Consider the following 20,745-nt stretch of genomic DNA (forward strand, 5'->3'; position numbering starts at 1 on the left):
GCCTTTCCATCTGTGGCGGCTTGGCATTTCCTTACCTGCGTAGCCGTATGTTTATGAACGAACCCCATCAAAACCTCAACTCGCCGGGGCCCTGAGCAGAAGCGTCTACCGGTTGTACCCTGTCCCGGTGTTTCAGAATGGGCCTGACCAGCTCACGTTGGGAGCAGCGACAATCGACGCTCTTCTTCATACCGCTCGGACTGGTCACCTACGCTCGGGTTGTCCCATGCCGCGATCGTAGACAGGTCGCGTCCGCTGAGCGGGGAAAGCCATCGACCCGCGGCGTGGGTTCCATTGGCCCATGATTGGGGCAGTGCCTTCCCTGCGGATCGCCTTCGAATTCGGCAGTACGTTGAGCAGCTCAAACCTAAGCAATCTGGATGTAACCGGGTGCCGGTGTCGATCCGCGTCAGGTCGCTCCATTGAAGGAATGAAGATGAAGAGGCTTATTGTCCGGGTCTAGCGGCTTCTGCGGGGGCCGCTTCAGTGAACCATCGACTCCTTCGAGATCCTGGAGGCGGGATGGTTCTCACCGGACGCCCTCCCGGAAGGCCTCCAGGAGTCCCATCGCCACCTGATCCACGCCAAGCCGGAGTAGGCGGGGCCGGGACACCGGCTACGAGAGGGTCCCGGAGGCCGCGCGGAAGGAAGTGGAGCCGTCGGAGGTCGCGACCTTGACGCGGGTGCCCGAGCAGGTGACGTCGGGCTTGTCCGTACCCGGGACGACGACCGTGAGCAGGGATCCGGTGGCGGGGGAGACCACGACCGAGGCGGGCACCTTCTGCATGTAGGACGGCGACACCCAGCCCTGGTACGGGTTCGTCTGGCCGCGTACCACCGACTGGCCGGAGATCGGCTCGCACGACGGCATGGCGAGCTGGACGAGCGTGGCCTTCCACCCCGCCCTGTCCTTCACCACGATCCGGCCGCCGTTGGTGGACACCGGAGTGAGTGACGGGTCCAGGTGCCAGTAGCTGCGGGCCTGCGCGCCGGACTGCACGGTGTCGAGCACCGCCATCAGGTCATCGCCGTGGTTGACCAGCACCGACCGGGTACGGCTCACGCCGTAGGCCTTGTCGGTGACCTTGTACGACTGCCGGTCGTCCTTGATCGACGAGCGGACCAGCGGCGTGGCCGTACGTCCCCGGAACGGCTTGCCCACCACGACCGGCACGTTGTGCGCCTCCGGGGACATCGTCCAGTAGCGGTAGGCGGTCTTCTCGTAGGAGTGGAAACCGGCCTCCACCAGCACGTCGTGACCCTGCGCGTAGTAGGTCAGGCCCATGTGGTCCTCGTGCCCGTGGAACTTCAGGGCCGGGCCGAACCGGAGGGAGTAGTACGCCGACTCCGGCTTGTCCCACGCCGTACGGCCGAAGGCGTAGCCGGCCTTGAACACCTGCACGGTCTTCTTGGAGTGCTTGTACCCGGAGGGCTTGACGTCGGCGCCGCCGTCACCGATCGGCACCATGAAGCCGCTGGGCTCGGTGGCGTGGGTGATGTACGCCTCCAGCGACTCCCAGCGCTTCTCGATCTCGGACGGCACCTTGCGCCCGCAGTCGGCGATGGCCTCCATCCCGACCTTCAGCCGCTCGTGGACGTAGATGCCGTAGCGCGGGGCCTGTTCCTGGAGCGCGCCCTGCGCGTCGATGTCGAGCTTCACCGATCCGGTCATGCGCCGGATGGCGAGGTCGGTCCACTCCTTGTGCCCGGTACGGCAGCCGATGCGCAGCAGCGCGATGTCCTGGTCCATGCCGTGGTTGTGGCCCTTCTCGTACAGGGCCGGGTTCGACAGCATCTTGGCGTGGTCCGCGAGGCTGCCGGTGAGCCACGACGCCTTGACGTGCCTGCTCAGGCACACGAGCACGGGGGCGCGCAGCGCGATGGGGTGCTCGGCCCAGGCGTACTGGCTCGCGCGGGAGCCGCCGCGCGGGTTGCTCTCCACCCAGCTCTTGACCAGTTCGGTCGCGCGCTTGAGGTAGCTCTCCTCACCGGAGGTCTCGTAGTCGGCGACCAGCCGGCCGACCCAGCGGAGCGAGGAGAAGACCATGTCCCAGGAGCGGTTCTTGTACGGGCTCCAGCGCCAGTCGATCGTCTTACCGATCTTGACGGGCGGGAGGTCGAGGAACTGGACCTCGCCCGACATGACCTGCGCCGAGGTCGGCGTGGCGGGCAGCCAGTCGCCCTGGCACTCCGCGCTGGGTTTGACGGCCGACGGCGCGCCGAGGGCCGCGGCCGGTGCCGCCTGGGAGATCCCGCCGCCGGTCAGGAGGAGGGTGAGGAGAAGACCGAGAGCTCGTGTCCGGCGGCGCACGCGAGTTCCTTCCGTGACCGAAGTGGGGGCGGATCATGCTGACCGAATCCCACCAAATAGGTCAAGTCGCGCGAGCCCCATCGATCACATCGTTAACAAGCAGATGCCGGAGCCCCAGGTAATCCCCAGATTCCGGGTACGCGTACGCCCCCGGCCGCGCGGCGACCGGAGGCGTACGAGACAGGTCACAGGGACCGCGCGCGAACCTGCTCCGTACGGGCGCACGGGTGGCTCACCTCTCCCTACGGACCTCTCCGTACAGAGGAGGTGTCTACTTCCGGCCGGCGCTCTGCACGACCTCGAAGGACCACAGCTCGGAGCCCGTCGCGGCCGGGCCCTGCCCGTGGCCGTGCCCCTGGCCCGCCGCCTGGCCGTGCCCGTGGCCCTCGCCCTGTCCCTGCGCCTCGGCCTCGGCCCTCGCCCGCGCGTGGCCGGCCTGGAACGCCTGGCTCTCCTGCCAGCGCTGGAAGTCCTCCTCGCTGCGCCAGCGCGTGTACACGAGATAGCGGTCGGTGCCCTCGACCGGCCTGAGCAGCTCGAACCACTCGAAGCCGTCGGACGACTCCACCATGCCGGCGCGGTTCCCGAACCGCTGTTCAAGCGCCTCGCGCATCTCGGCCGGGACGGTCAGCGCGTTGATCTTCACAACGGACATGTCCACTCCTCGTCAGGCGTGCTCGTACTCCTCGCCCGGCCGCCGTGGGGCGGTTCCGGTAACGCCACCCTACGAGCACACCGCCGGCCAGGCAGAGCGCCTCACGGCTGATGTCCGGCCATGTGGTGTCCTTGCGGGTTGGCGGGCGGCACTAGCCTTGTGGAGTGCGTATCGCAAGGTTCTCCACAGGTGAAGGTGTCGCGTTCGGCGTGGTCGAAGGCGCTCAGGGTGAGGAGTTCGTCTCCCGGGTCGCCGGGCACCCGTTCGGCGAGATCCAGTTCACCGGCGAGCGTTATCCGCTCCAGGAGGTCCGCCTCGTGACGCCGATGCTGCCGAGCAAAGTCATCGCGGTGGGCAGGAACTACGCCGAGCACGCCCGCGAGATGGGCGGTGAGCCCCCGGCCGAGCCGCTGATCTTCAGTAAGCCGTCCACGTCGGTGATCGGCCACGGTGAGGCGATCGTGTACCCCCACAAGCTCTCCGAGCGGGTCGACTACGAGGGCGAGCTCGCCGTGGTGATCGGCCGGCTCTGCCGCGAGGTGCCGGTCGAGCGGGCCCATGAGGTCGTCTTCGGATACACCTGCGCGAACGACGTCACCGCCCGCGACCTCCAGAGCAAGGACGGGCAGTGGACCCGGGCCAAGGGCTTCGACACGTTCTGCCCGCTCGGCCCGTGGATCCAGACCGACCTCGACTCCTCCGACCTCGCGATCACCACGACCGTGAACGGCGAGCTCAAGCAGAGCGCGCGCACATCCCAGCTCATCCACGACATCCCGAAGCTGATCGCCTACATCACCGAAGTCATGACCCTCATCCCGGGCGACGTGATCCTCACCGGCACGCCGGAGGGGGTCGGCCCGCTCGACGACGGCGACGAGGTCAGTGTGGGCATCGAAGGCATCGGCACTCTCACGAACCGGGTGGTTCCCCGTGACTGATCTCCAGGCCGACCCTGCCCTGAGGGTCCGTTTCGCACCGTCCCCGACCGGCATGTTCCACGTGGGCGGCGCCCGTTCCGCGCTGTTCAACTGGGCGCTCGCCGAGCAGTCGGGCGGGCGCTTCGTCCTGCGCGTGGAGGACACCGACGCCGCGCGCAACCGTCCCGAGTGGACCGAGGGCATCATCTCGGCGCTCGCCTGGATCGGCATCAACGGCGAGTCCCCGCACTTCGAGGGGCCGTACTTCCAGTCGGCGTACGAGGAGCAGCACCGCGCCGCCGCGGCGAAGCTGGTCGCGGACGGAAAGGCGTACCACTGCACCTGCACCCGTGACGACGTCAAGGCGCGCACGGGCTCGGAGCAACAGGGATACGACGGGTTCTGCCGCGACCGGGGGCTCACCGAGGGGGCTGTGCGTTTCCGTACGCCCGACGAGGGCGTGACCGTGGTCGACGACCTGGTCCGCGGCCGGGTGGAGTTCCCGAACAAGGCCATCGAGGACTTCGTCATCGCCCGCGGCGACGGATCCCCGCTGTTCGTCCTCGCCAACGTGGTCGACGACATCGAGATGCGGATCACGCACGTCGTCCGCGCCGAGGAGCACCTGTCGAACACCCCCAAGCAGCAGTTGCTCTGGGAGGCGCTGGGCGTGGCCCCGCCGACGTGGGCGCACGTGCCGGTCATCGTCAACGAGAAGCGGCAGAAGCTCTCCAAGCGCCGCGACAAGGTGGCGCTGGAGTCCTACCGCGAGGAGGGCTACCTCCCCGAGGCGATGGTCAACTACCTCATGCTGCTCGGCTGGGGCCCCGGCGACGACCGCGAGATCATGCCCTGGTCCGAGATGGTGCCGCTGTTCAAGCTCTCCGATGTGAACCCCTCCCCGGCCTTCTTCGACGAGAAGAAGCTGCGGGCGTTCAACGGGGAGTACATCCGGGCGCTGCCGGTCGAGGTCTTCATCAGGCGCTGCGAGCCCTGGCTCGACCAGAGCTGGGGCCGCGAGACCTTCGCCAAGGTCGCGTCGCTGGCCCAGACGCGCATCGCGGTGCTGTCCGAGATCACGGCCAACGTCGACTTCCTGTTCCTGGACGAGCCGGTCTTCGACCAGGCGAGCTGGGACAAGGCGATGAAGCCGGGAGCCGAGGGCATCCTGGCCGGTTACCTCGCGCGGCTGGAGACGGTGTCCTTCGACCCCGAGTCGCTGAAGACCGCGCTGGAGGAGGTCGGCACCGAGCACGGGCTGAAGCTCGGCAAGGCCCAGGCCCCGGTCCGGGTCGCGATCACCGGCCGCACGGTGGGGCTTCCGCTGTTCGAGTCGATCGAGGTGCTGGGCCGCGAGAAGGCCGTCGAGCGGCTGCGCGCGGCCCTGGCGAAGCTGACGTCCCAGGCCTGAGTCCCCCTACAGGCCCTGCCCGAGGCTGAGCAGGGCCAGGGGGACCTTTCGCGACCTGGACGCGCTATGGCGCTCAGAGCAGGCCGCGGCGCTCCAGCAGGGGCTCAAGGCGCGGGTCGCGGCCGCGGAAGCTCCTGAAGGCGGTCATGGCGTCCACGCTGCCGCCCTTGGAGAGCAGCTCGCGGCGGAAGGTGTCGCCGTTCTCCCGCGAGAGGCCGCCGTTCTCCTTGAACCACTCGACGGTGTCGGCGTCCAGGATCTCGCTCCAGATGTAGGAGTAGTAGCCCGCGCTGTAGCCGCCCGCCCAGATGTGGGCGAAGTACGTGCTGCGGTAGCGCGGCGGCACCAGCGGAAGTTCCACGTTGGCCTCGCGCAGCGCCTTCCTCTCGAACTCCTCGGGGTCGCTCCCCGGCTCCCCGTCGAGGGTGTGCCACGCCCAGTCGAGCAGGGTGGCCGCGAGGTACTCCACCGTCTCGAAGCCCTGGTTGAACTTCTGCGCCTCCAGCATCCGGTCGACCAGGTCCTGCGGCATCGGCTCGCCGGTCTCGTGGTGGCGGGCGTAGTTGGCCAGCACCTCGGGCCAGACCGCCCACATCTCGTTGACCTGCGAGGGATACTCGACGAAGTCGCGCGGCACCGACGTACCCGAGAACCGCGGGAACTGGACGGCGGAGAACAGCCCGTGCAGCGCGTGCCCGAACTCGTGGAACATCGTGTTGACCTGGTCGAAGGTCATGAGCGTCGGCTCTCCGGCCGGAGGCTTGACGATGTTGAGGTTGTTGACCACCACGGGCCGCGTGCCGTCGAGGTCCGACTGCTTGACCAGGCTGTTCATCCACGCGCCACCGCGCTTGGACGCCCTTGCGTAGAAGTCGCCGAGGAACAGGCCGAGCGGCGAGCCGTCCTCGTCCGACACCTCGAACACGCGCACGTCGGGGTGGTATCCCACCAGGTCGGAGCGCTCGCTGAAGCTCAGCCCGTACAGCTTGCGGGCGGCGTGGAACACCCCGTCGCGCAGGACGCGGTCGAGCTCGAAGTACGGGCGCATCTGGCGGCTGTCGATCGCGTAGCGGGCCTCGCGGACCTTCTCGGCGTAGAAGGACCAGTCCCAGGCCGCGATGTCGAAGCCGGCCGTCTCGCGCAGCTCGCCCGCCTCCCTGTGGGCGTTGGCCACGGCGGCCGGGGTGAGCTTGCCCAGCATCTCGGTGACGGCCTCGGTGCCGGGCGCGGTCTGGTCGGCGACCACGTACGCGGCGTGGCTGGCGTAGCCGAGGAGCGCCGCCCGCTCGGCCCTGAGCTCGGCCATGCGGACGACCAGCTCGGCGTTGTCCCGAAGGCCCCGCTCGGTGGACGCCTTGTGGATGCGCTCGCGCAGGTCGCGGTTGGTGAGCTCGGTCAGCACGGGCTGGCCGGTGGGCAGCACGAGCGTGAGGACGTACCTGCCTTCGAGCCCGCGCGCCTTGGCGGTCTCGGCGGCGGCCCTGATCGAGTCCTCGGACAGGCCGTCGAGCTCGGCGGCGTCCTCGACCACGATCGCCGAGGCGTTGGTGTCGGCCAGCAGGTTCTGCTCGAACTGCGTCGAGAGCGTCGACAGCTCCTCGTTAAGGCCCCTGAGCCGCTCCTGGTCCTCGGGCCCCAGCTCGGCGCCCGCGCGGACGAAGTCGGTGACGTAGCGCTCCAGCAGCCGCTGCTGCTCGGGGTCCAGCTCGCCGGGGGAGATGGCCTTGATCCGGGCGAAGAGCCGCGTGTTGAGGTGGATCGCGTCACTGTGCTGGGCGAGCTTTGGGGTGACGTCCTTCTGGATCGCCTGGACGGCCGGGTTGGTGTCCGAGGAGGCCTGGTTGAAGAACACCGTGGAGACGCGGTACAGGAGCCGGCCCGAGCGTTCGAGCGCCGCCACGGTGTTGTCGAAGGTCGGCTGGTCGGCGTCGCCGGCGATGGCCTCGACCTCCGCGAGCTGCTCGGCCATGCCGCGTTCGAAGGCCGGCGCGTAGTGCTCCTCGCGGATCTCCGCGAACGGCGGCAGCTCGTAGGGCAGGACACTCGGGACGAAGAAGGGGTTCTCGGTCAACGCGCGGGCTCCTCACGTGGCAAAGGCTCTTTCTTGCAGCGTTACACAGGCGGACCGGTGCTCGGCACTCCTAACCGGGGACCGGATGCCACAGGGCCGGATCCGTGGCTCACCAGGGGTGATCCGCCGCTTCGGCAATCGTTTTGGTCTTGGCCCCCAAGCTGGGCTATTCTTTCGGAGTCGCAAGCGAGCCAGGCAGCAAGCGGGCCGCGAGCAATGGGGTATGGGGTAATTGGCAGCCCGGCTGATTCTGGTTCAGCTAGTCTAGGTTCGAGTCCTGGTACCCCAGCAGGTTCCACCTGTGCAGCGCCTATGCCTTGAAGTAAGGCATAGGCGTTTTTGCTTTCCGGCACCTTCCGGCATCGCGGTGCGATGCCCGTGCGACATCTTGACGATCTCCCCCGCGCGCCGCCGGATCGTCCGGCAGGCTCCGGCCCTCGCGGGGTCCCCGGCCGCTCGGAGCGCTCCGGCCGCGAGGCCGGCGAGCAGGGTCGTGGATCCCTGGCATACGGCCGAGGGCTTCTCTGTCGTCTACTCCAGAAGTGCCGCCTGTGCTGCTCGGATCCGGTCATCGAGGCCCCCGGGCGTACGGGGAAGGGGAATCGGTTTGGCCGTGCTCTGAAGGGTGCGGTAGAGTTACGCCCGTTGCCGAGGCGTCCGCAGGGGCGCCTCAGTCGGTTCACAATCCGGTTCCGGCAGGCAGTGGCAAGGTCCCGTCGTCTAGTGGCCTAGGACGCCGCCCTCTCAAGGCGGTAACGCCGGTTCGAATCCGGTCGGGACTACCACGCTGCCGCAACATTGACCCAGGTCATGCACAACCTGGCTCCGTCGTCTAGTGGCCTAGGACGCCGCCCTCTCAAGGCGGTAGCGCCGGTTCGAATCCGGTCGGGGCTACAGATCGAGAACCCTCGGAAGCATTCCTTCCGGGGGTTTTTCGCATTCTCCAGAGGGCTTCGCATTTGTCCCAGAAGCTCGGCCACGACGGAGGAACACGGCTGAGAACCAGTACGGGTGCGTCACCGTCCGTCGGCGACGCACCCGCTACCCGGGCGACGGGCGAGGCTACGCGCGGCCGGCCCCTCCGGAACGGACCTTGAACAGGGCGCGCTTGGCCGCCTTGGCCACCTGCTTGTCGGGGTGGGCCTCGCTGATGGCCTCCAGCAGCTCCTCGACGTGCGGGTGAGGCACCTTCCAGATCACTTCGAGCAGGCTGCTCAGCACCGGCGAGGGGCCGATGTCGTGCAGGCTGCTGACGAACTCGGGCCTGCCCAGACCCGCCGAGATCGTCCACATGTCGAGGATCAGCCAGTGCGTGTCGCTCTGGCTGGGCTCGGGCGCGTCCTCGACGCCGAGCTGGGCGAGGTGCGTCGCGGCGTACGGCCGCAGCGACGGCTCGTTGAGCGCCTCCTGCCAGGCGGGAACCGCGACGGGCCCCAGAGACCCCACCAGGCTCGCAGCCTGGACTCTGATGAGCGCGTCCGCCTCGTCCTCCGCGGCGGCCTCCAGCAGCTCCTCGGCGGCCGTGGCGGGCTGGCGCAGCTTCATCCAGGCGGCGAACTCGGAGTCGGCCTCCTCCTCGGGCAGATCGGCGCTGAACGACAGCAGGTCGAGAGCGGTCATCGCGTCGATCGCGGGGCGCGCGTCCACCTCGATGTCGTCGTCGTCCAGCAGGTGGACCACGCCCTCGGTGCCGAGCGGCGTGAGCGCCACCCGGTCGCCGGACACGGTCACCATGCCGAACCCGGACAGCCACTCAAGGACGGAGGCGAGCGGGTCGCCCACCTCGGCCCACGCGGTGGCTCCGAGGTCGTCGAACTCGGCGGCGGCCTCGGCCAGCTCCTCGCGCAGGTCGTCGATCAGGCGCTCGCCGCCCGCGACCAGCAGCCTGATCAGCAGCGCGCGGGTGAGGCCGGAGAGCGCGAGGGTCAGATCGTCGTCGTCGAGCTCGGGGTCGCCGTAGTCGACCGAGTGGAGGCCGAGCATCCAGGCGTCCAGGACGTCCTCGTCGTTGTCGAACGGCCAGGCGGCGGTGTCCTCGTCGACGCTGACGGTGTCCTCTCCGTCGGGGGTCAGGAACTCCAGGTCGACGGCGAGGTTCCACAGGTTCCACAGAGCGGGGACCTCGTGGGCCAAGGGCCCCTCGTCGGGCTCGGGAAGCCCGACGACGGCCAGGGCCTGGCGGATCTCGTCGTCGCTGAGAAGGGTGTCCTCGCCGACCTTGCGCGACCTGCCCACCCAGACCGCCAGGTCGCGGGCCTTGAAGATCAGCGGCACCTCGCGGGCGGCCGAGGCCAGCTCGGCGTCGGGGCGCAGGCGGATGGTCGGCAGGTCGGCGAGCTCGTCGGCGAAGGGCTCGAAGTCGCCGAGGCCCTCCACCTCCTCCTCGTCGAGGTCTTCCTCCTCCTCGTCCCAGTCGCGCTCGCCGAGGACCTCCTCCATCGCCTCGATGAAGTCGTCCTCGACCGCGTCGAGCTCGTCGAGCAGGTCGTCGAGGCTGTCGGAGCCCTTCGACAGCCGGCCCGTGACGGACAGGAAGGTGAGGTAGGAGCGCACGGCCGGGATCATGCCGTCGGCCGCGGCGTCGGGATCCTCGACGACCTGGGGCATGCGTTCGACCAGGACCTGGCGGAGATCGTCACGCTTCCACAGGTGGACGTCGTCTCGAGCGATCAGGCGGTGCCAGAGAGCGGCGGGTCCCACCAGGTCGGGATCACTGTCCGGTGCGTTGTCTGATGCCCAGAGAATGAACTCTTGAAGGAGGGGACGCAGCTCCGTTGCCGCTGCCTCGATGCGATCTGTCACTCCGCCAGGCTAGTGCTTGGCGGCGGCCGTCTCTAATCAGTTCGCACGGCTTCGACGCCCAATCGGTCAGCACATGTCCGATTGGCGGGCACGGTCACCTCCGGTTGGCACAACGCTTACCCCGAGATGACGAGGAGTCAGTTCGCGCGGCGCATGGCCTCGGTGATGCGCTCGGCGGCGGCGACCACGGGAGCGGCGTGGATGCGGCCGGGCGTACGGGTGAGGCGCTCGATGGGCCCGGAGACCGAGACCGCGGCGATGACCTTGCCGCCGGCGCCCCGGATGGGAGCCGAGACGCTGGCGACGCCCTGCTCGCGCTCGCCGACGCTGTGGGCCCAGCTCCGCCTGCGCACGCTGGCCAGGGTCGCCGCGGTGAACTTGGCGCCGCGCAGGCCGCGGTGCAGGCGGTCGGGCTCCTCCCAGGCCAGCAGGATCTGGGCGGCGGACCCGGCGGTCATGGGGAGGGAACTGCCGACGGGCACCGTGTCGCGCAGCCCGCTCGCGCGCTCGGCGGCGGCCACGCACACGCGCTCGTCGCCCTGCCTGCGGTAGAGCTGCGCGCTTTCACCGGTCAGGTCGCGCAGATGGGTCAGAACGGGGGAGGCGACGGCGAGCAGGCGGTCCTCGCCGGCCGCTGTGGACAACTCCGACAACCGGGGCCCGAGGATGAAGCGGCCCTGCGTGTCGCGGGACACGATGCGGTGGTGCTCAAGGGCGACCGCCAGGCGGTGGGCGGTGGGGCGGGCCAACCCTGTCGCCTGCACGAGCTGTGCGAGGGACGCGGGGCCGGCCTCCAGAGCGTTGAGCACGAGCACGGCCTTGTCCAGTACGCCGACTCCGCTAGAGTTGTCCATACCCCGATACTGCCGTCTCGCTATCCGAGATGCAACTGGCATTCCGGGGAGGGATGGGTAGGCTGTCCATATCCCGAAATTACCGTCTTATGATATGAGACGTTCCCCAGGGATGAAACGCAAGGAGGCGTTCACGACATGGGTCGCACACTGGCTGAGAAAGTATGGGAGCAGCACGTAGTCCGCCGTGCCGACGGCGAGCCCGACCTGCTCTACATCGACCTCCACCTCATCCACGAGGTGACCAGCCCGCAGGCGTTCGACGGCCTGCGCATGGCCGGGCGGAAGGTGCGACGGCCCGACCTCACGATCGCCACCGAAGACCACAACGTTCCCACGGTGCTCGGTCCGATCGCCGACCCCGTGTCGAAGGCCCAGGTGGAGACCCTCCGCAAGAACGCCGCGGAGTTCGGCGTCCGGTTGCACCCGATGGGCGACGCCGGCCAGGGCGTGGTGCACATCATCGGCCCGCAGTTCGGCCTCACGCAGCCGGGCATGACGGTCGTCTGCGGCGACTCCCACACCTCCACGCACGGCGCCTTCGGAGCCCTCGCCTTCGGCATCGGCACCTCCGAGGTGGAGCACGTGCTGGCCACCCAGACCCTCCCGGCGTACCGGCCGAAGACGATGGCCATCGAGGTCTCCGGCGAGCTGCCGTTCGGCGTCACCGCCAAGGACCTGATCCTCGCCATCATCGCCAAGATCGGCACCGGCGGAGGCCAGGGCCACATCGTCGAGTACCGGGGCCAGGCCATCCGCGACCTCTCCATGGAGGGGCGCATGACCGTCTGCAACATGTCCATCGAGGCGGGCGCCCGGGCCGGCATGATCGCCCCGGACGAGACGACCTTCGAGTACCTCAAGGGCCGCAAGCACGCCCCCTCCGGCGAGGCGTGGGACGCCGCCGTCGCGTACTGGAAGTCGCTCAGGACCGACGACGACGCCGTCTTCGACACGGTGGTGGAGATCGACGCGGCCACGCTGTCGCCGTTCGTGACCTGGGGCACCAACCCGGGCCAGGGGGCGCCGCTCAGTGACGCCGTCCCGGCCCCCGAGGAGACCTCCGACCCGGCCGCCGCCCAGCGGGCGCTCGACTACATGGGCCTGCGCGCGGGCACCCCGCTCAGCGAGATCCAGGTCGACACCGTCTTCGTCGGCTCCTGCACCAACGGCAGGCTGGAGGACCTGCGCGCCGTCGCCGACGTGCTGCGCGGCCGTACGGTCACGGCCCGCACGCTCATCGTGCCGGGCTCGATGCAGGTCAAGGCCGACGCGGAGGCCGAGGGCCTCCACGAGGTGTTCAAGGCCTCGGGCGCCGAGTGGCGCGAGGCGGGCTGCTCGATGTGCCTGGGGATGAACCCCGACACCCTCGCCCCCGGCGAGCGCAGCGCGTCCACCTCCAACCGCAACTTCGAGGGCCGCCAGGGCAAGGGCGGCCGCACCCACCTGGTGTCGCCGGCGGTCGCCGCCGCCTCCGCCGTGACCGGACGTCTCACCGCGCCGGCCGACCTCTGAGAGCTTGGGAACGATAAAAATGGACGCCTTCACCACGCACACAGGCCGGGCCGTGCCCCTGCGCCGCAGCAACGTGGACACCGACCAGATCATCCCCGCCGTGTGGCTCAAGCAGGTCAGCCGCACCGGGTTCGAGAAGGGCCTCTTCGCCGCCTGGCGCGAGGACCCGTCCTTCGTCCTGAACAACCCCGTCTACGAGGGCGCCTCGATCCTCGTGACCGGGCCCGACTTCGGCACCGGATCCTCGCGCGAGCACGCCGTCTGGGCGCTCCAGCAGTACGGCTTCCGCGCCGTGATCGCCGCCCGGTTCGGCGACATCTTCCGCAACAACTCCACCAAGATGGGCCTGCTGCCGATCGTCCTGCCCCCGGAGACGGTCGAGGCGCTGCAGGCCGCGATCGAGGCGGATCCGGCGACCGAGGTGACCGTCGACCTGCGCGAACGTCAGGTGCGCTGGGGCGGCGAGCGGGCCGGATTCGAGATCGACGACTACACCCGCTGGCGGCTTCTGGAGGGACTCGACGACATCGGGCTGACCCTGCGTCACGCGGACGACGTCGCGGCGTACGAGAATGGTCGGCAGCCATGGCTGCCGACGACCGTCTGACCGATCCCGCGAGCCCCGAGCACGAGCTGGCGCGGCGGTTGCGCGACGCTTACCGCCGCGTGACCGCCGCGAGGCTTTCCCCTGACGAGAAAGAGCGGTTCGCGAGGAGGTTCGTAGCGATTTGCGACCTCGCAAAGCGGGACGTCGACCACGCGGACACCCGTCTGGACGCCTTTCTCGCGGATCTCGAAGAGGATTCCGACACGCCGCGTAGGCGAAACATTGCGGAATGTGATTGAGTCCTGGCCGCGTGTCCCTTAATTTCAAGCGGGTAAGGGGTTTCTGACCGTTGACTGGTGGGTGCGTGCCGAAACCCCGCGCTTGGCCACACCGGGTGAGGCGGGGTACGGGCACTGGCCCGCCGCAGCGCTCATCCTCAGACAGCGGTAACAGGGGGAGCAACCTAGATGAACAAGCGAGAACTCGTGGACGCGATCGCAGATCGGGTCGGCGACAGGAAGACGGCCACCGAGGCCGTGAACGCGATAATCGAGGCCATCCAGCACGCTGTCTCGAACGGGGAGAAGGTTTCGATCACGGGCTTCGGCGCGTTCGAGATGGCGCACAAGCCGGCCCGCCAGGCACGGAACCCGTCGACGGGGGAGCCCATCAAGGTCGCCGAGAGCTGGGGACCAAAGTTCCGTGCCGGGGCCGATTTCAAGGATCAGGTCAATGCGGCCGGAAAGAAGGCCGCCAAGAAGAAGTGACGCCTTACCGGCTCACCTGCGCGCCCGGAAACCCCACCAGGGGTTCCGGGCGTCGCCGTGTCAGGGGGCGCGGGCGGCGGGTCACTCAGGCAGCGGGAAGGTCGAGAGGGTGATCGCGGTGATGGCGTCGCCCTCGACGCGGATGTTCACCCGCTGGCCGGCCCGCAGCAGTCGCAGAGGGCCCGCGTCGAAGGCGGCGGCGCCGAACGGGATCTCGGTCCCGTCGTCGAGGAAGACCGAACCCTCACGGGTTTCGAGGTCGAAGACGCGCACCGTTGCCTGCACGCCGGCCAGCCTACCGCGCGGGAAATCACTCCACAGGAGTCAGGAGCTCAGGCAGGGTCGCGCGGCTGGACGTACGAGGCCAGGCCCCGCAGGATGATCTCCAGGCCGAGCTCGAACCTCGCGTCGTTGGTCTCGTGGAACATCATGCCCGCCAGGGCGACCAGGTTGGGGAACCGGTCGGGCGGGAGCGCGTCGAAGTACCCCATGAGCGTGGCGCGCATCTCGTCCCACGTGTCCGCCTCGCTGGTGCGGCGGCGCTCCTCCCACATGCTCTCCTCGAAGGCGAACCCGTCCATGTACGTGGAGATCATGTCGCCCGCCGTCGCGGCCACCTTGTCCGGCAGCCCGGCGCTGCGGAAGATCGCCATCAGCCGCTCGACGTGGGGCAGCAGCTCGGGGGTGAAGGGCACGTGGGACATGGAGATGCGGGCCATGTCACGGTGCGCGAGGAGCCGCGCCCGGCCGTGCCGCGCGAACTCCTTGATCTGCTCCTGCCAGTGCTCGGGGTCCGGATCGGGCAGCTCGTGGCCGTCGAACAGCCGGTTGTACATGAGCTGGTAGAGCTCGTCCTTGCTCCGCACGTGGGCGTACAGCGCCGAGACGGCCACGCTGAGCTCGGAGGCCACCTGGCGCATGCTCAGCCTGTCGAAGCCCTCGCGGTCGAGCACGACGAACGCCGCGTCGACGATGCGCTCGCGCGTCAGCGGGACGCGCACGGGGGCCGGCCGCTTGCGTGCCCGCTCCCAGGGAGCGGCAGAGGGCATGGTCTGGTCGTCGCGCTCTGGCTCGCTCATGCGTCACGCCCCTTGGAGTCCGTGGTGATCGAGTGTAGTTGGCCCGCTGAACAGTGCTCGCCCTACTAGAACACCACTCTATTTCGCGATATATCTTGTCTATCCGGCACATGCGACATATCTTGAGAACGCCGCACTTGCCGTCGAACGGTGTTCAATGGTAGAACACTGCTCAATTCAAGTGAACACTGTTCTATGAGCGTGGACGACGCTCGGTCGCATAAGGAGCCCGCATGACGACGACAGACACCTCCCTGAAGGAGGCACCGCCCGAGACGGCGCCATACCGGTGGCGCTGGGCGGCCCTTTTCGTCATCCTCGCCGCCGAGGTGATGGACCTGCTCGACGCGATGGTCACCAACATCGCCTCGCCCACCATCCGCGACGAGCTGGGCGGGAGCGCCGCGACCATCCAGTGGCTCGGCGCCGCCTACACCCTGTCGATGGCCGTCGGCCTGATCACCGGTGGCAGGCTCGGCGACATCTTCGGCCGGAAGCGGATGTTCCTCATCGGCGCCGCGGGCTTCACCGTGGGGTCGCTGCTGTGCGCCGTCGCCCAGGGGCCCGAGTTGCTGATCGCCGCCCGGGTCGTCCAGGGGCTGTTCGGCGCGGTCATGCTCCCGCAGGGCCTCGGCATGATCAAGGAGATGTTCCCGCCCAAGGAGATGCAGGCGGCTTTCGGCATGTTCGGGCCGGTCATGGGCCTGTCCTCGGTCGGCGGCCCCATCCTCGCCGGCTGGCTGATCGACGCCGACTTCTTCGGCACCGGCTGGCGCATGATCTTCCTGATCAACCTGCCGCTCGGCGTCGCCGCCGTGCTGTGCGGGCTGCGGTTCCTGCCCGAGTCGCGGTCGCCTCACCCGCTGAAGCTCGACTTCGCGGGCGTGGTCCTCGCCACGCTGGCGGGCCTGCTGCTCGTCTTCCCGCTGGTCCAGGGCCGGGAGCACGACTGGCCGCTCTGGTCGTTCCTGATGATCGGCGCGTCCGTCGTGGTCTTCGCGCTCTTCGGCTGGTTCGAGTCCCGCAGGAGCAGGGCCGGCGGCGACCCGCTCATCGTCCCCAGCCTGTTCCGCAAGCGCGCCTTCACCGGCGGGCTGGTCACGGGCCTGGTCTTCTTCTCGGGGATGGTCGGCTTCTCGCTGGTCTTCAACCTCTACACCCAGCTCGGCCTCGGCTACTCGACCCTGAAGGCCGGCCTGTCGATGGTGCCGTGGTCGCTCGGCATGGTCGTCGGCTTCGGCCTCGCCCAGCCACTCCAGAAGTACGGCCGCAAGCTCCTGCACGGCGGCACGCTGCTCATGGCCCTCGGCGTGCTCGCCATCCTGGTCACGCTCAACCTCGCCGGCGTCGGCGTCACCCCGTGGCAGCTCGCCCCCGCGCTGCTCGTGACGGGCATCGGCATGGGCATGCTGATGGCGCCGTTCTTCAACATCGTGCTCGCCGGGGTCGAGGACCACGAGACCGGCTCGGCCTCCGGTTCGCTGACGGCGATCCAGCAGCTCGGCAGCGCGTTCGGCGTGGCGCTCCTCGGCACGGTGTTCTTCGGGATCCTCGGTAGCAGCGTCGCCACGGCCGCCGACGACGTGACGCCGAAGCTGCGCTCCGACCTGGCCGCCGTACGGGTGACCGGCCCCGCGCAGGACCGGATCGTCACCGGGGTGCGCGCCTGCGGGCACGACCGCGCGGTCGCCAAGGACCCGGCCGAGGTGCCCGCCTCCTGCACGCGGCTGGAGGCCGACGCCAGGGCCGCGGCGACGTCCCCAGAGACCGGCGGCGGCATCCAGAAGGCGGTGATGACGGCCGGCGCCGCGGCGGGCAAGGAAGGCTTCAGCGACGCGATGAAGACCATCCTGTGGGTCGTCGACGGCATGCTGCTGCTGACGTTCCTCGTCGCCTTCCTGCTGCCGAAGCACGCGCGTGAGGGTGAGGCGGCCGGCCACTGACCCCATATGAACCGCCGGCCACCGACCGTACCGGCTACCTACCGATCACGAAGGAGTCCTCCACGTGGAGGACTCCTTCAGCGTCTTCACCACGGCCGCGGTGTGCGGGCCGACACCGAGGGCCAGCGCCTCCTCCAGGTCCGAAGGCGTGTCGACGTCACGGCGCACCGAGGGGATGCCGTCCGGCGTCAGCTCCTTCGCGCCGCCGCCGAGATGCCTGGCCCGCGACTCGCCACCGAACCTCGGGGCGAACGCCACGCCGGGCCGTACCCCGTAGAAGGTCGTCCCGATCTCGGCCGCGTCGGGGACGAACGACTGGTCGAAGTCGGCGGCCAAGGCCAGCGCCACGCCCAGCTCCTCCGGCCGCAGGGCGGGCAGGTCGGCCTGGAGCGCCCCGATCGGGTCGCCCGGCGCCAGCCGTACGGCCTCGGCGCCGCCGAACCGGAGCGCGGCGTTGAGCCCGGCGTCCGGGTCGGGCACCACGTGCGCGCCCAGCGCCGCCAGGGCCTCCGCGGGCACGGGATCACCCGTCACCACGACGACCCGGGCCACGTCCCCGCAGGCCAGCGCAGCCGAGACCGTGTCACACGCGATCGCCACGGCGAGCGCGGCGCGGTAGGGCCCGGTCGCCGCGGCCAGGCGGGTCTTCGCGGCGACCAGGGTCTTCACCGGCACCACAATGGTCCAGCCGGAGTGCCGGCCGAGGACGCTACGTTCCGTACCACGCATAGCCTTAGCATCCCGCCTCGACATCTCGTGGAGCCAACCGGGAGACTGATGACGCACAGGCATGACTGGAGGAGTCAATGAGCCGCCCCGGACGTCCGCCCATCCCGTGGGAAGCCCTAGTCGTGGCGATCGTCAAGCCGCTGCTGTATCTGTTCACCAAGCGCGACTGGCGGGGCCGCGCCCACCTGCCGCGCACCGGTGGCGTGATCATCGCGGCGAACCATCTGTCGTGGAGCGATCCGCTGCTGTTCGCGCACTACGCCTACGACAACGGCCGCTGGCCCGTCTACCTGGCGAAGTCCGGGGTCTTCGACATCCCGGTGATCGGCGCGATCATCAGGAAGTGCAGGCAGATCCCGGTGTATCGCGGAAGCACCGACGCCGCGCGCTCACTGAAGGACGCGGAGCAGGCCCTGCGCGACGGCTCGTGCGTGATCTTCTACCCCGAGGGCACGATCACGCGCGACCCCGAGTTCTGGCCCATGGCCGCCAAGACCGGCGTGGCCCGGCTGGCGCTGGCCACCGGCGTCCCGGTGGTCCCCGTCGCCCACTGGGGCGCGCAGGAGATCCTGCCGTACGGCAAGAAGAGGCCGAGGCTGTTCCCCCGCAAGACCTTCCGCGTGCTCGCCGGGCCACCGGTCGATCTCTCGAAGTACGAGGGACTTCCCATGCGCGGCAGCGTGCTCAAGGAGGCGACCGCCGACATCATGGCCGCCATCACCGCCCAGCTCTCCGAGCTTCGCGGCGAGAAGGCGCCCGGCGCCCCTTTCGACGAGGCCGAGAGCCGCGCCGGGTGACCGCGAGACGTCCGGTGGTGAGCGCCGACTCGGCGCGGTGGAGTGAGCGTACGGTGAACAGATGACCAAGGCCGTCGTTTTCGGAACCGGTTCGTGGGGGACCACCTTCGCGATGATCTTGGCGGAGGCGGGCACCTCGACGACGCTTTGGGGGCGGCGCGCCGAGGTGGTCGAGGCCATCGACCGCAGGCACGAGAACCCCGAGTACCTGCCGGGGGTGCGGCTCCCCTCGTCGCTGCGCGCGACCACCGACGCGGCCGAGGCGATGGAGGGCGCCGACTTCGTCGTCCTCGCCGTGCCGTCCCAGACCCTGCGCGGCAACCTGGCCGCCTGGGCCCCGCACATTCCCGGCCACGCCGTGCTCGTCAGCCTGATGAAGGGCATCGAGCTGCGCACGTCCAAGCGCATGAGCGAGGTCATCTGCGACGTCGCCGGCGTCCCGGCCGAGCGGGTCGCCGTCGTGTCCGGCCCGAACCTCGTCGGGGAGCTGATCCGGCGCGAGCCGGCCGCCACGGTGGTCGCCAGCGTCGACGACGAGGTCACCGGGCGCTTGCAGGAGGCATGCCATCTGCCGTGGTTCCGCGCCTACACCAACGCGGACGTGGTGGGGGTCGAGCTCGGCGGCGCCGTGAAGAACGTCATCGCCCTCGCCGTGGGCGTGGCGGCGGGCATGGGGCTCGGCGACAACGTCAGGGCGACGCTCATGACGCGCGGCCTGGCCGAGATCTCGCGGCTGGGCGCGGTGCTCGGGGCCGACCCCCACACCTTCGCCGGCCTCGCGGGAATGGGCGATCTCGTGGCGACCTGCACGTCCCCGCTGTCCAGGAACCGCACTTTCGGTGAGAATCTTGGCCGGGGCATGACCCTGGCCGAGACGATCGCCGCGACCAGGCAGACCGCCGAGGGGGTCAAGTCCTGCGAGTCGGTTCTCGACCTGGCAAGGAAGCACGACGTGGAAATGCCGATCACCGAGGTGGTGGTGGGCGTGGTCCACGACGGAATGACCCCCAGCGAGGCCGCGATGCTGCTCATGTCGCGTACTCCCAAGCCCGAACGGTACGGCGTGTGACACTCTCTCGACGTATGCGCAGGAGACTCGGCGAGAACTCCCGGGCGGTCCATCTGCCGCCCGCTCCCGTCCCCCGTCAGCTTCCCATCGGGCTGCCCGTGTGGCGCAGCGCCGCCTGGAGCTTCGACAGCTCGGCCGAGTACGCCGACGTGGTCGGCGACCGCGTCCCGGGCTTCGCCTACAGCCGCGTCGACAACCCCACCGTGGCGGCCTTCGCCTCCGGCATCGCCTCGCTGGAGGGGGCCGCGGCTCCCGAGGACGTCGCGGGCCAGGCGTTCTCGTCGGGCATGGCGGCCGTGAGCGCGGTGCTCATGACCTTCCTGCGGGCCGGTTCCCACGTCGTCGCGCCCGCTCCCGTGTACGGCGGCACGTACTCCCTGCTGTCGAACGTGCTGGCACGCTTCGGCGTCTCCGTCGACTTCGTGGACTACTCCGACCTGCGCCGCGTCCACGCCACCGTGCGCTCATCAACCAAGATCGTCTATGCGGAGACGCTGAGCAACCCCACGATGACGGTCGCCGACATCCGGGGGCTCTACCGCATCGCGCGCGACGCGGGCGCGCTGCTGGTGGTCGACTCCACCTTCGCCACCCCCGTGGTGTGCCGTCCCCTGGAACACGGCGCCGACGTGGTCATCCACTCCGCCACCAAGTACATCGGCGGGCACGACGACTGCACCGGCGGGGCGGTGGTGGGCCGTCCCGACCTGATCTCCCAGATCCGCGAGGTGCGCATCGACACCGGGGGCACTTTGTCGCCCGACGAGGCCTTCCTGCTGCGCCGGGGCCTTGAGACGCTCCCGCTCCGGGTGCGGCGCATGTGCGCCACCGCGATGGTCTTCGCCGCCGCCGTGGCCAAGCACCCGGCCGTACGGCGCGTCGACTACCCCGGCCTGTCCGACCACCCCGGCCACCAGCTCGCCCGCCAGCTTTTCGACTCCGGCCCCGAGGGCACCAGGTACGGCGCGTGCGTCACCGTCACCCCGCACGGCGGCTACGAGGCGGGGGTCATGCTGGCGGACGCCGTACGGCTCGCGCGCATCGCCACCTCGGTCGGCGGCACGCACACCAAGGTCGCCCACGTGGCCTCCACGACCCACCGCCAGCTCGACGAGGCGGCCCTCACGGCCTCCGGCATCGACGCGGGCGCGGTGCGCTTCTCCATCGGCCTTGAGGACTCCGAGGACCTGATCGCCGACGTCACGGACGCCCTCGACGCGCTCCGTTCGAACACCGCGACCCGCACCTGACAAGCAGGGACGACACGGGCGCAAG

At 69.5% G+C, this 20,745-nt stretch carries 18 protein-coding genes and 3 tRNA genes; 13 read left to right on the top strand and 8 right to left on the bottom strand.

The window, feature by feature from the left end; all coding sequences use genetic code 11:
* Positions 1-616 precede the first annotated feature (616 nt).
* A complete protein-coding gene (locus ACGFIV_RS26705) occupies positions 617-2,311 on the bottom strand; it encodes a heparinase II/III family protein (RefSeq protein WP_358553343.1) in 1,695 nt (564 codons plus the stop codon).
* Between the two features lie 271 nt (positions 2,312-2,582).
* Positions 2,583-2,966 (bottom strand): antibiotic biosynthesis monooxygenase, encoded by a 384-nt coding sequence (locus ACGFIV_RS26710; protein WP_358553341.1) that lies wholly within the window; start codon positions 2,964-2,966, stop codon positions 2,583-2,585.
* 164 nt (positions 2,967-3,130) lie between these two features.
* On the opposite strand from ACGFIV_RS26710, the gene ACGFIV_RS26715 reads away from it, so the two are divergent.
* Entirely contained in the window at positions 3,131-3,907 is a 777-nt protein-coding gene (locus ACGFIV_RS26715; protein WP_392838061.1) for a fumarylacetoacetate hydrolase family protein, read from the top strand.
* Positions 3,900-5,297: a glutamate--tRNA ligase gene (gene gltX, locus ACGFIV_RS26720; RefSeq protein ID WP_358553337.1), complete on the top strand. Its 1,398-nt coding sequence runs from the start codon at positions 3,900-3,902 to the stop codon at positions 5,295-5,297. The genes ACGFIV_RS26715 and gltX overlap by 8 nt, the downstream gene beginning before the upstream one ends.
* A 73-nt stretch (positions 5,298-5,370) precedes the next feature.
* On the opposite strand, the gene ACGFIV_RS26725 is transcribed toward gltX, so the two are convergent.
* The gene (locus ACGFIV_RS26725; protein WP_358553335.1) at positions 5,371-7,368 is read right to left on the bottom strand and encodes a M3 family metallopeptidase; all 1,998 of its coding nucleotides are present in this window, start codon (positions 7,366-7,368) and stop codon (positions 5,371-5,373) included.
* 217 nt (positions 7,369-7,585) lie between these two features.
* Here ACGFIV_RS26725 and ACGFIV_RS26730 point away from each other — a divergent pair.
* The 3 genes from ACGFIV_RS26730 to ACGFIV_RS26740 all read left to right on the top strand — a co-directional run bounded on the left by ACGFIV_RS26730 (position 7,586) and on the right by ACGFIV_RS26740 (position 8,262).
* Positions 7,586-7,657, top strand: a tRNA-Gln gene (locus ACGFIV_RS26730).
* A 420-nt stretch (positions 7,658-8,077) separates the two neighbouring features.
* A tRNA-Glu gene (locus ACGFIV_RS26735) sits at positions 8,078-8,153 on the top strand.
* 36 nt (positions 8,154-8,189) lie between these two features.
* Positions 8,190-8,262, top strand: a tRNA-Glu gene (locus tag ACGFIV_RS26740).
* A 168-nt stretch (positions 8,263-8,430) separates the two neighbouring features.
* Here ACGFIV_RS26740 and ACGFIV_RS26745 read toward each other — a convergent pair.
* Complete coding sequence (locus ACGFIV_RS26745; RefSeq protein WP_358553333.1) at positions 8,431-10,068, bottom strand: hypothetical protein; 1,638 nt, start codon at positions 10,066-10,068, stop codon at positions 8,431-8,433.
* A 239-nt stretch (positions 10,069-10,307) separates the two neighbouring features.
* A complete protein-coding gene (locus tag ACGFIV_RS26750; RefSeq protein WP_358553331.1) occupies positions 10,308-11,024 on the bottom strand; it encodes an IclR family transcriptional regulator in 717 nt (238 codons plus the stop codon).
* 138 nt (positions 11,025-11,162) lie between these two features.
* Here ACGFIV_RS26750 and leuC point away from each other — a divergent pair, with 138 nt between their 5' ends.
* The 4 genes from leuC (at position 11,163) to ACGFIV_RS26770 (ending at position 13,853) form a co-directional block, all read left to right on the top strand.
* On the top strand, positions 11,163-12,539 hold the full coding sequence (gene leuC, locus ACGFIV_RS26755) for a 3-isopropylmalate dehydratase large subunit (protein WP_358553329.1): 1,377 nt from the start codon (positions 11,163-11,165) through the stop codon (positions 12,537-12,539).
* A 19-nt stretch (positions 12,540-12,558) separates the two neighbouring features.
* A complete protein-coding gene (gene leuD / locus ACGFIV_RS26760) occupies positions 12,559-13,146 on the top strand; it encodes a 3-isopropylmalate dehydratase small subunit (RefSeq protein WP_392838062.1) in 588 nt (195 codons plus the stop codon).
* On the top strand, positions 13,125-13,385 hold the full coding sequence (locus ACGFIV_RS26765; RefSeq protein WP_392838063.1) for a hypothetical protein: 261 nt from the start codon (positions 13,125-13,127) through the stop codon (positions 13,383-13,385). Before leuD ends, ACGFIV_RS26765 begins: the two co-directional genes overlap by 22 nt.
* 168 nt (positions 13,386-13,553) lie before the next feature.
* On the top strand, positions 13,554-13,853 hold the full coding sequence (locus ACGFIV_RS26770) for an HU family DNA-binding protein (RefSeq protein WP_358555201.1): 300 nt from the start codon (positions 13,554-13,556) through the stop codon (positions 13,851-13,853).
* Positions 13,854-13,934: 81 nt separating this feature from the next.
* On the opposite strand, the gene ACGFIV_RS26775 is transcribed toward ACGFIV_RS26770, so the two are convergent.
* Together ACGFIV_RS26775 and ACGFIV_RS26780 are read right to left on the bottom strand one after the other, a co-directional pair.
* Complete coding sequence (locus ACGFIV_RS26775; protein WP_358555204.1) at positions 13,935-14,138, bottom strand: hypothetical protein; 204 nt, start codon at positions 14,136-14,138, stop codon at positions 13,935-13,937.
* Between the two features lie 47 nt (positions 14,139-14,185).
* Complete coding sequence (locus ACGFIV_RS26780) at positions 14,186-14,932, bottom strand: TetR/AcrR family transcriptional regulator (RefSeq protein WP_358555207.1); 747 nt, start codon at positions 14,930-14,932, stop codon at positions 14,186-14,188.
* Positions 14,933-15,165: 233 nt separating this feature from the next.
* On the opposite strand from ACGFIV_RS26780, the gene ACGFIV_RS26785 reads away from it, so the two are divergent.
* Positions 15,166-16,875 (top strand): MFS transporter, encoded by a 1,710-nt coding sequence (locus ACGFIV_RS26785; RefSeq protein WP_358555210.1) that lies wholly within the window; start codon positions 15,166-15,168, stop codon positions 16,873-16,875.
* 45 nt (positions 16,876-16,920) lie between these two features.
* Here the strand turns inward: ACGFIV_RS26785 and cofC are convergent, their stop codons facing one another.
* Positions 16,921-17,604 (bottom strand): 2-phospho-L-lactate guanylyltransferase, encoded by a 684-nt coding sequence (cofC, locus tag ACGFIV_RS26790; protein WP_392838064.1) that lies wholly within the window; start codon positions 17,602-17,604, stop codon positions 16,921-16,923.
* A gap of 77 nt (positions 17,605-17,681) precedes the next feature.
* On the opposite strand from cofC, the gene ACGFIV_RS26795 reads away from it, so the two are divergent.
* The 3 genes from ACGFIV_RS26795 to ACGFIV_RS26805 all read left to right on the top strand — a co-directional run bounded on the left by ACGFIV_RS26795 (position 17,682) and on the right by ACGFIV_RS26805 (position 20,720).
* Positions 17,682-18,401 carry a lysophospholipid acyltransferase family protein gene (locus tag ACGFIV_RS26795; RefSeq protein WP_358555216.1) on the top strand — a complete coding sequence of 240 codons (720 nt, stop codon included), beginning with the start codon at positions 17,682-17,684 and terminating at the stop codon, positions 18,399-18,401.
* A 61-nt stretch (positions 18,402-18,462) separates the two neighbouring features.
* Positions 18,463-19,470, top strand: coding sequence for an NAD(P)H-dependent glycerol-3-phosphate dehydrogenase (locus tag ACGFIV_RS26800; protein WP_358555218.1), 1,008 nt, complete (start codon positions 18,463-18,465; stop codon positions 19,468-19,470).
* Positions 19,471-19,484: 14 nt separating this feature from the next.
* Positions 19,485-20,720, top strand: coding sequence for a trans-sulfuration enzyme family protein (locus ACGFIV_RS26805; RefSeq protein ID WP_392838065.1), 1,236 nt, complete (start codon positions 19,485-19,487; stop codon positions 20,718-20,720).
* Positions 20,721-20,745: the final 25 nt, after the last annotated feature.

Source organism: Sphaerisporangium sp. NPDC049003 (genome assembly GCF_043197795.1).
GTDB lineage: Bacteria > Actinomycetota > Actinomycetes > Streptosporangiales > Streptosporangiaceae > Sphaerisporangium.

Excerpts from the sequence above, each read along its gene's own strand:
- ACGFIV_RS26710 (WP_358553341.1), bottom strand. The coding sequence starts at position 2,966 with ATGTCCGTTGTGAAGATCAACGCGCTGACCGTCCCGGCCGAGATGCGC.
- ACGFIV_RS26750 (WP_358553331.1), bottom strand. The coding sequence starts at position 11,024 with ATGGACAACTCTAGCGGAGTCGGCGTACTGGACAAGGCCGTGCTCGTG.
- leuC (WP_358553329.1), top strand. The coding sequence starts at position 11,163 with ATGGGTCGCACACTGGCTGAGAAAGTATGGGAGCAGCACGTAGTCCGC.
- leuD (WP_392838062.1), top strand. The coding sequence starts at position 12,559 with ATGGACGCCTTCACCACGCACACAGGCCGGGCCGTGCCCCTGCGCCGC.
- ACGFIV_RS26765 (WP_392838063.1), top strand. The coding sequence starts at position 13,125 with ATGGCTGCCGACGACCGTCTGACCGATCCCGCGAGCCCCGAGCACGAG.
- ACGFIV_RS26770 (WP_358555201.1), top strand. The coding sequence starts at position 13,554 with ATGAACAAGCGAGAACTCGTGGACGCGATCGCAGATCGGGTCGGCGAC.
- ACGFIV_RS26780 (WP_358555207.1), bottom strand. The coding sequence starts at position 14,932 with ATGAGCGAGCCAGAGCGCGACGACCAGACCATGCCCTCTGCCGCTCCC.
- ACGFIV_RS26785 (WP_358555210.1), top strand. The coding sequence starts at position 15,166 with ATGACGACGACAGACACCTCCCTGAAGGAGGCACCGCCCGAGACGGCG.
- cofC (WP_392838064.1), bottom strand. The coding sequence starts at position 17,604 with ATGCGTGGTACGGAACGTAGCGTCCTCGGCCGGCACTCCGGCTGGACC.
- ACGFIV_RS26795 (WP_358555216.1), top strand. The coding sequence starts at position 17,682 with ATGAGCCGCCCCGGACGTCCGCCCATCCCGTGGGAAGCCCTAGTCGTG.
- ACGFIV_RS26800 (WP_358555218.1), top strand. The coding sequence starts at position 18,463 with ATGACCAAGGCCGTCGTTTTCGGAACCGGTTCGTGGGGGACCACCTTC.
- ACGFIV_RS26805 (WP_392838065.1), top strand. The coding sequence starts at position 19,485 with ATGCGCAGGAGACTCGGCGAGAACTCCCGGGCGGTCCATCTGCCGCCC.